The sequence below is a fragment of the Inquilinus limosus MP06 genome, from assembly GCF_000767795.1.
GTDB classification, from domain to species: Bacteria; Pseudomonadota; Alphaproteobacteria; order DSM-16000; family Inquilinaceae; genus Inquilinus; species Inquilinus limosus_E.
In genome coordinates this window covers 1-6614 of record NZ_JANX01000350.1, presented here as the reverse complement: position 1 = coordinate 6614, position 6614 = coordinate 1, and the positions used below count along the sequence as shown (strand labels likewise).

Annotated in this window: 6 protein-coding genes; 5 read left to right on the top strand and 1 reads right to left on the bottom strand. The window is 67.3% G+C overall.

Annotated features, from left to right (window positions below; all coding sequences use genetic code 11):
- Window positions 1-98: 98 nt before the first annotated feature.
- A complete protein-coding gene (locus P409_RS22515; protein WP_034843942.1) occupies window positions 99-299 on the bottom strand; it encodes a DUF2934 domain-containing protein in 201 nt (66 codons plus the stop codon).
- Window positions 300-811: 512 nt separating this feature from the next.
- Here P409_RS22515 and P409_RS22510 point away from each other — a divergent pair.
- From P409_RS22510 to P409_RS22490, 5 genes are all read left to right on the top strand, one after another.
- A complete protein-coding gene (locus tag P409_RS22510) occupies window positions 812-1849 on the top strand; it encodes a LacI family DNA-binding transcriptional regulator (protein WP_052121195.1) in 1038 nt (345 codons plus the stop codon).
- Between the two features lies 1 nt (window position 1850).
- Window positions 1851-2822 carry an ABC transporter permease gene (locus P409_RS22505; RefSeq protein WP_081991715.1) on the top strand — a complete coding sequence of 324 codons (972 nt, stop codon included), beginning with the start codon at window positions 1851-1853 and terminating at the stop codon, window positions 2820-2822.
- Window positions 2822-3724: a carbohydrate ABC transporter permease gene (locus P409_RS22500; RefSeq protein ID WP_052121197.1), complete on the top strand. Its 903-nt coding sequence runs from the start codon at window positions 2822-2824 to the stop codon at window positions 3722-3724. Before P409_RS22505 ends, P409_RS22500 begins: the two co-directional genes overlap by 1 nt.
- Before the next feature lie 188 nt (window positions 3725-3912).
- A complete protein-coding gene (locus P409_RS22495; RefSeq protein ID WP_034843939.1) occupies window positions 3913-5358 on the top strand; it encodes an extracellular solute-binding protein in 1446 nt (481 codons plus the stop codon).
- Window positions 5345-6589: an ADP-ribosylglycohydrolase family protein gene (locus P409_RS22490; protein ID WP_081991714.1), complete on the top strand. Its 1245-nt coding sequence runs from the start codon at window positions 5345-5347 to the stop codon at window positions 6587-6589. The genes P409_RS22495 and P409_RS22490 overlap by 14 nt, the downstream gene beginning before the upstream one ends.
- Window positions 6590-6614 lie beyond the last annotated feature (25 nt).

Here is a 6614-nt window from a genome sequence, read left to right as displayed (position 1 = left end):
ATGGCATGGGCCGCATGCTCAGGCTTCGGCGCGGCGAGGGCGCGGGCGACGGCCGGCGGGGTCATCGCCGCGCCTCCGGCCGCAGGACCGGAGTCCGGTCAGCGTCGCCGCTTCGGCGTGCCATCCGGGTCCAGCTCCTGCGCCCCTTCCGGCACGCTGCCCGTGCCCTGGCATTCCTCGTCCAGGATCTCCGCCTCGGCCTGGGTCCAGTGCTCCTGCTGCCGCCCTTCCGGGCAGCCCAGAGCTTGCCAGATCTCATAGGCACGCTGCCGGATTCGCTTGTCGCGATCGTCGCTCATGTGCTGCTCCGGATTCCAGTATTGATCGCCATTATGACTCATTCGCCTCGGCCCGCATCGCAATTCGCGGAAACAAATGTTAAGGTTTTGTAAATTGAAATCTTCTTGCTGTGATCCGGCCTCCTGAGACGAGGGCGAATTCGCTGCGGGCAGTATTGTCGTGCAAAAGAAATCGCTCCTCGCCGGGGCGAAGGATTTCTTTCTGTGTCCGGCGAGGCGCACCGAGGCGGCTGCACCTGCCGGGCCGTGAGTCTCGATGAGCCGGTCCGCGGCGATGGTCGCCGCAGCCCGGCCTTGTCCGCTTCAACAGGGCCGCTCGGGTTCGGTTCCGGCACGGCCGGAAGATTCTTTCGAAGCGATCGTCGGGGTGGGAAAAGAGTCTTTCCAGGGTCGCAACGACCGGGGCATACTCACGGCCAACAATGGTCGCTTGACGGGCAGAGAGGGAAATTGGTAACGTTCCCATACTTGGCCCCGATAGGCCGGAAAAAGACTTCACTGGGGAGACGCCTTTGACCGGCAAGCGCCAGCCCACCATCATCGATGTCGCCCGCCTGTCCGGCGTGTCGAAGACCACGGTGGCGCGCGTGCTGTCCGGCGTCGGGGCGGTCCATTCCGAGACCCGCCGGCGGGTGGAGGAGGCGGTCCGCGCCTCCGGCTATGAGCGCAACCACCTGGCCTTCGGCCTGCGCACCGGCCGCAGCGGCACCCTCGGGCTGGTGATCCCCGACCTCTCCAACCCCTATTGGGCCGATCTCGCCCGCGGCGCCCAGGACAAGGCGGAAGCCGAGAAGCGGTCGCTGCTGATCTTCAGCTCCGACTGGGATGCGGAGCGCGAGCGCCGCCACCTGCAGGCGCTGCGCCAGGCCCGGGTGGACGGCATCCTGATCAACCCCGCCGTGACCGACGATGTCACCCTGCTGCGCCAGACCGAGGCGCCGGTCGTCGTGCTCGGTTCCAGCGGCGAGCGCTTCCCCGAATTCAGCAGCGCCCGCAGCGACGTGGCCCAGGGCGTGCGGCTGGCGCTGGATCATCTGATCGGCCTCGGGCACCGCCATGTCGGGCTGCTGATCGGCCGCGACCGGCTGGGCCGCAGCCGTTTCGTCTCCGAGGCCCGCGCGCATTGGCGGCGGCAGGGGCTCGACGCCGCCCTGCTGCCGACGGAGGAGGCGACCTACACCGTCGAATCCGGGCAGGCCGCCACGGCCCGGCTGTTCGAGCGCACGCCTGGCATGACCGCGGTCTTCGCCGCCAACGACCTGATGGCGGTCGGCGCCATCCTGGCGGCCCGTGCCGCCGGCCTGGCTTGCCCGGACGACATCTCGATCATGGGCATGGACGGTGTCGAGGCCGGCAGCTTCACCGATCCCGGGCTGACCACCGTCGACAAGCCGCGCTACGACATCGGCGTCGAGGCCACGCGCCTGCTGCTCGAGGCGATCGACGGCACCGGTGACACTGTCCACGCCGTGCTGCCGTGCCGGCTGGTCGAGCGCGCCTCGGTGGCGGCGCCCCCCGGCCTGCGGACCGTCCGGAAGAAGAGCGCCTGACATGACCGGCGTCGACCACAGCTCTCCGGATCCGATTCCGGCCATGCATGGGAACGTTCCCAGCATCACGGCCGGCCGCGCGTCCGGCCTGCGGCGGGCCTGGCGCTGGCGCGGCTACTACCTGATGCTGCTGCCGGGCCTGCTGTATTTCGTGGTGTTTCACTACCTGCCGATCTGGCAGGCGAAGCTGGCCTTCCAGGACTACCGCATCATCGGCCCCAGCATCTGGGTCGGGCTGAAGCATTTCCGGGCGCTGTTCGACAGCCCGGTCTTCTATCAGGTGCTGTGGAACACCGTGCTGATCAGCGCCATGAAGCTGGTCATCCTGTTCCCGGTGCCGGTGATCGTGGCCCTCCTGGTCAACGAGGTGCAGGGCAGCCGCTTCCGCCGCTTCGTGCAGTCGGCGATCTACCTGCCGCATTTCCTGTCCTGGATCGTCATCGCCGGCGTCTTCATCGCCGTGCTGTCGCCGACCGACGGCACGATCAACGACCTGCTCGGCCTCGTCGGCTTCGCCCCGGTGCCGTTCATGACCTCGGAGGGGTCGATCCTCTGGGTCCTGGTCTTCTCCGAGATGTGGCGCAGCGCGGGTTGGGACTCGCTCCTGTTCCTCGCCGCGGTGATGGCGATCGACCCGCAGCTCTACGACGCCGCGACGATCGATGGGGCCGGGCGCTGGCGCAAGGTCTGGCACGTCACCCTGCCGGCCCTGGTGCCGACCATGGCGACGGTGTTCATCCTCAATCTCGGCGCCTTCATGAGCGCCGGCTTTGACCAGGTGTTCAACTTCTCCAACGATGCGATCCGGGATCGGATCGACATCCTCGACACCTATGTCTACCGCATGGGCATCCTCGGCGGCGAATACGCCTATGCCACCGCGGCCGGCGTGTTCAAGGCGGTGATCGGCATGGCCATGATCCTGGCCGCCCATGTCGTCTCCAAGCGCCTGACCGGCAAGGGGGTGTGGTGATGGCCGCCTCCCACATCAGGAAGACACCGTTCGAGCGCATCGAATACGCCATCATCTGCTCGGCGCTGCTGCTGATGGTGGTGGTGACGGTGCAGCCGATCCTGAACCTCTTGGCCGTGTCGCTGTCCGACAGCGCCCAGGTGCCGGGAATGAGCGGCCTGGCCGTGTGGCCGCACGGCTTCTCGCTCGATGTCTGGCAGGTGCTGCTGACCCATCCGCAGGTGCTGAAGGGGCTGGCCAACAGCCTCCTGATCACCATCGCCGGCACCGCGATCAACGTCGTCGCCACCACGCTGATGGCCTGGGCTCTGTCGCGCCAGGGGCTGCCGGGCCGCCGGGCGATCCTGGTCTTCATCCTGGTGACCGTGGTGTTCGAGCCCGGGGTGGTGCCGGACTATCTGGTGATGAAGCAGCTCGGCCTGCTCAACTCCTACTGGTCGGTGATCCTCTATCGCGGCGTCTTCGCCTGGTACCTGATCGTGCTGATCCGCTTCTTCGAGGAGATCCCGAAGGAGCTCCTGGAGGCGGCGGAGATGGAGGGCGCCTCGCCGCTGCAGACCCTGTGGTACGTGGTGGCGCCGCTGGCGCTGCCGGCAATCGCCACCATCACCCTGTTCTACACGGTGCTGCACTGGAACGAGTATTTCCGGGCGATGATCTACCTGAACGACCCCGGCAAATGGCCGCTGCAGGTGGTGCTGCGCCAGTTCGTGGTCGAGGGCGACAAGTCGCTGATGGTCGGGCTGGACGCCATGAACAAATACACCGGCGGCAGCCAGATCGACCTCCGGGCGCTGAAGGCCGGGATGATCATCCTGACCCTGATCCCGGTGCTGGCGATCTATCCGCTGATCCTGAAGTTCTTCACCAAGGGGACCATGAGCGGAGCGGTCAAAGGATGAGAGACCGTTCGAGACTGCTACTGGCATGGCCGTCTGGTGGCGGTTTCTGCGCTTCCGGTGCTCACGGACTTGAACGTCCGCTGCGCTCCGGTTCTCGAAACCACCGCCAGCCGACTCATGCCAGCGCAGTCTCGAACGGTCTCTGCGCCGCCATGACCCCCCAATCAGAAAGTTGAGGAGGAGACGCAATGAGCAAGACCCTGTTGGGCCCCGCGCTGGCCCTGGTGTTCGCGGCGATGGTGAGCACGTCGGCGATGGCCGCCGACCCGGTGACCATCCGCGTCGTCAGCAAGGACTTCACCAAGTCGAACCCGGACGACGTCAAGCTGGTGGCGGCGATCGAGGCCGGCATGGCCGCCAAGGGCCACCCGATCAAGATCGACCTCGTCGACGTGCCGCCGGGCGGCTATGCCGACAAGCTGTCGCTGATGCTGCTGTCGGGCGACATCCCGGACCTGATCTACTTCCAGGGCGGCGACCAGAAGATCGTCGAACAGGGGCTGCTGGAGGATTGGCGGCCCTGGCTGGACAAGGCGCCGAACCTGAAAAACGCGCTATGGGCGCACAACAAGCCGCGGCTCGAGAACTACCCGTATCTGATCTACCCGTTCCCGGTGCGCGCCAAGGTCGGCGTGATGCGCCAGGACTGGCTGGAGAAGACCGGCCTGCCGGCGCCGCAGACCCTCGATGACTGGGAGAACCTGTTCCGCAAGATCGTCGACGGCGACCTCGACGGCAACGGCAAGAAGGACACCTACGGCATCACGGTCGCCACCATCCCGCCGGCCGGCGCCACCGACGAGCTGGACGAAATCTTCAACCAGGCCTTCGGCGTCAGCGGCACCTGGCTGAAGGATGCCTCCGGCCAGTGGATCAGCGCCCGCGTCTCGCCGCAGGAGCGCGACAAGATCGCCTATTACCGCAAGCTGTTCGCCGAAGGGCTGCTGGACTCCGACTTCATCACCACGAAGTGGGACACGCGCGAGGACAAGTTCTACTCCGGCCGGGTCGGCGTGATCCTCGGCGTGGTCGGGGTCAACATGGACATCTACCAGGGCAAGATGCGGCAGCTGCATCCGGGCACGACCCTGGTGCCGCTGGACCCGCCGAAGGGCCCGGGCGGGCAGGGACTGCGCGCCGTCGATGTCAGCCGCGAGAGCCGCGGCTTCGCCATGTCCGCCATCTCCGAGCACAAGGACGATGTGGTCGCCCTGATGGACTTCATGGCCAGCCCCGAGGGCCAGCAGATCGACCGGATGGGCTTCGAGGGCGAGGAGTGGGTGAAGGACGGCGGCGCCGTCAAGATCACCGACAAGATGGCGACCTGGTATCCGCGCTTCATCATCGACCAGCCGGACGCCTGGAAGCCGCCGGTGCCGCTGCTGTCGGAGCAGGCCCAGAAATCGATCGACCTGGCCCAGAAGTATTACGCGCCGGATGACAGCTTCGTCTTCCCCAGCGACTACAACGCCCGGCTGGACGCGGTGGAGAACGTCTATCGCAGCTATGTCTGGAAGTTCATCTCCGGCGAGCTGCCGATGGAGAAGTGGGACGACTACGTCGCCGAATGGAACGCCAAGGGCGGCACCGAGATCACCGAATATGCGAGGACCAAGCTGAATGGAACGAACTGAGGCCGGGCCGTCGCTGAAGGGGCGGATCCGGGGGATGCTGCATGGCGTCGCGTTCGGCGACGCCCTGGGCGCCACGATCGAGAAGCTGTCAGCGGCCGAGATCCGGCAACGCTACGGCAGGGTCACCTCGCTGGATGTCGACTGGCACCGCATGGCGCTGCCGGAGGCGGAACGCGGCGGCCGGATCCGCGGCCACGGCATCGTCACCGACGACACGCTGATGACGCTGTGCCTGATGGCGGTCTACGAGGAATCGTGTCGCCATCTCGACGCCTGGGACATGGCAAGCGGCATGGTCCGCCAGATCGCCTGGACGCCGCGCTGGATCCCGGAGATGCAGCGCGAGACCATGCTGATCGAGCGGCTGTTCTACCCGGAGAAGTGGATCTTCCAGCGCCACCAGCTGACCAGCTGCGACCCGCGCGAGGGCGGCATCGGCAACATGGTCAATTGCGGCGCCGCCATGTACATCGCCCCGGTCGGGGCGGTGAATGCCTGCGACCCCAAGGCGGCCTATGACGAGGCGGTCGACCTTGCCGCCGGGCACCAGCACAGCTACGGGCTGGAGGCGGCGGGGGTGATGGCCGCCTGCGTCGCCGCCGCCATGGTGCCGGGCACCACGATCGAGGCGGTGGTCGACACCGCCATCGATCTCGCCAAGGACGGCACCCGCGCGGCCATCGCCGATATCGCCGAGGCGGCGCGGCGCCTGAAGCCGCATCGCGCCGACCACGCCCGGGTGACGGCGGAGTTCCAGTCGGTCATCGGCCGCTATTCCAGCATGGGCGACGACGTGCATCGCCGGGTCGAGAAGACCGGCGTGCCGACGCATGACTACACCCCGTCGCGCCTGCGCGCGATCGAGGAGCTGCCGCTGGCGCTCGGCTTCTGCCTGATCCATGACGGCGACTTCCGGGCGGCGATCGTCGACGGCGTGAATTCCGGCCGCGACACCGATTCCATCGGCTGCATGGCCGGCGCCATCCTCGGCGCCATGCATGGCGAGGACGTCATCGACCCTGCCGACCGCGACCTGCTGAACCGCGCCAACCGCTTCGACCTGGCGGTCGAGGCCGACCGCTTCCATGAGGCTGCCGCCGCCATCCTGGCCGCCGATCTCGACCGCACCCGCCGCCGCGACGCCCAGCGCCTGGCGCTCAGCGCCGAGGGAGCGCGTGGCCTCGCCCCGCTGCGCGGGGAGAGGTCGGACATCCAAAGGATGTCCGGGTGAGGGGCCGGCACCGGCGGTTGGAAAA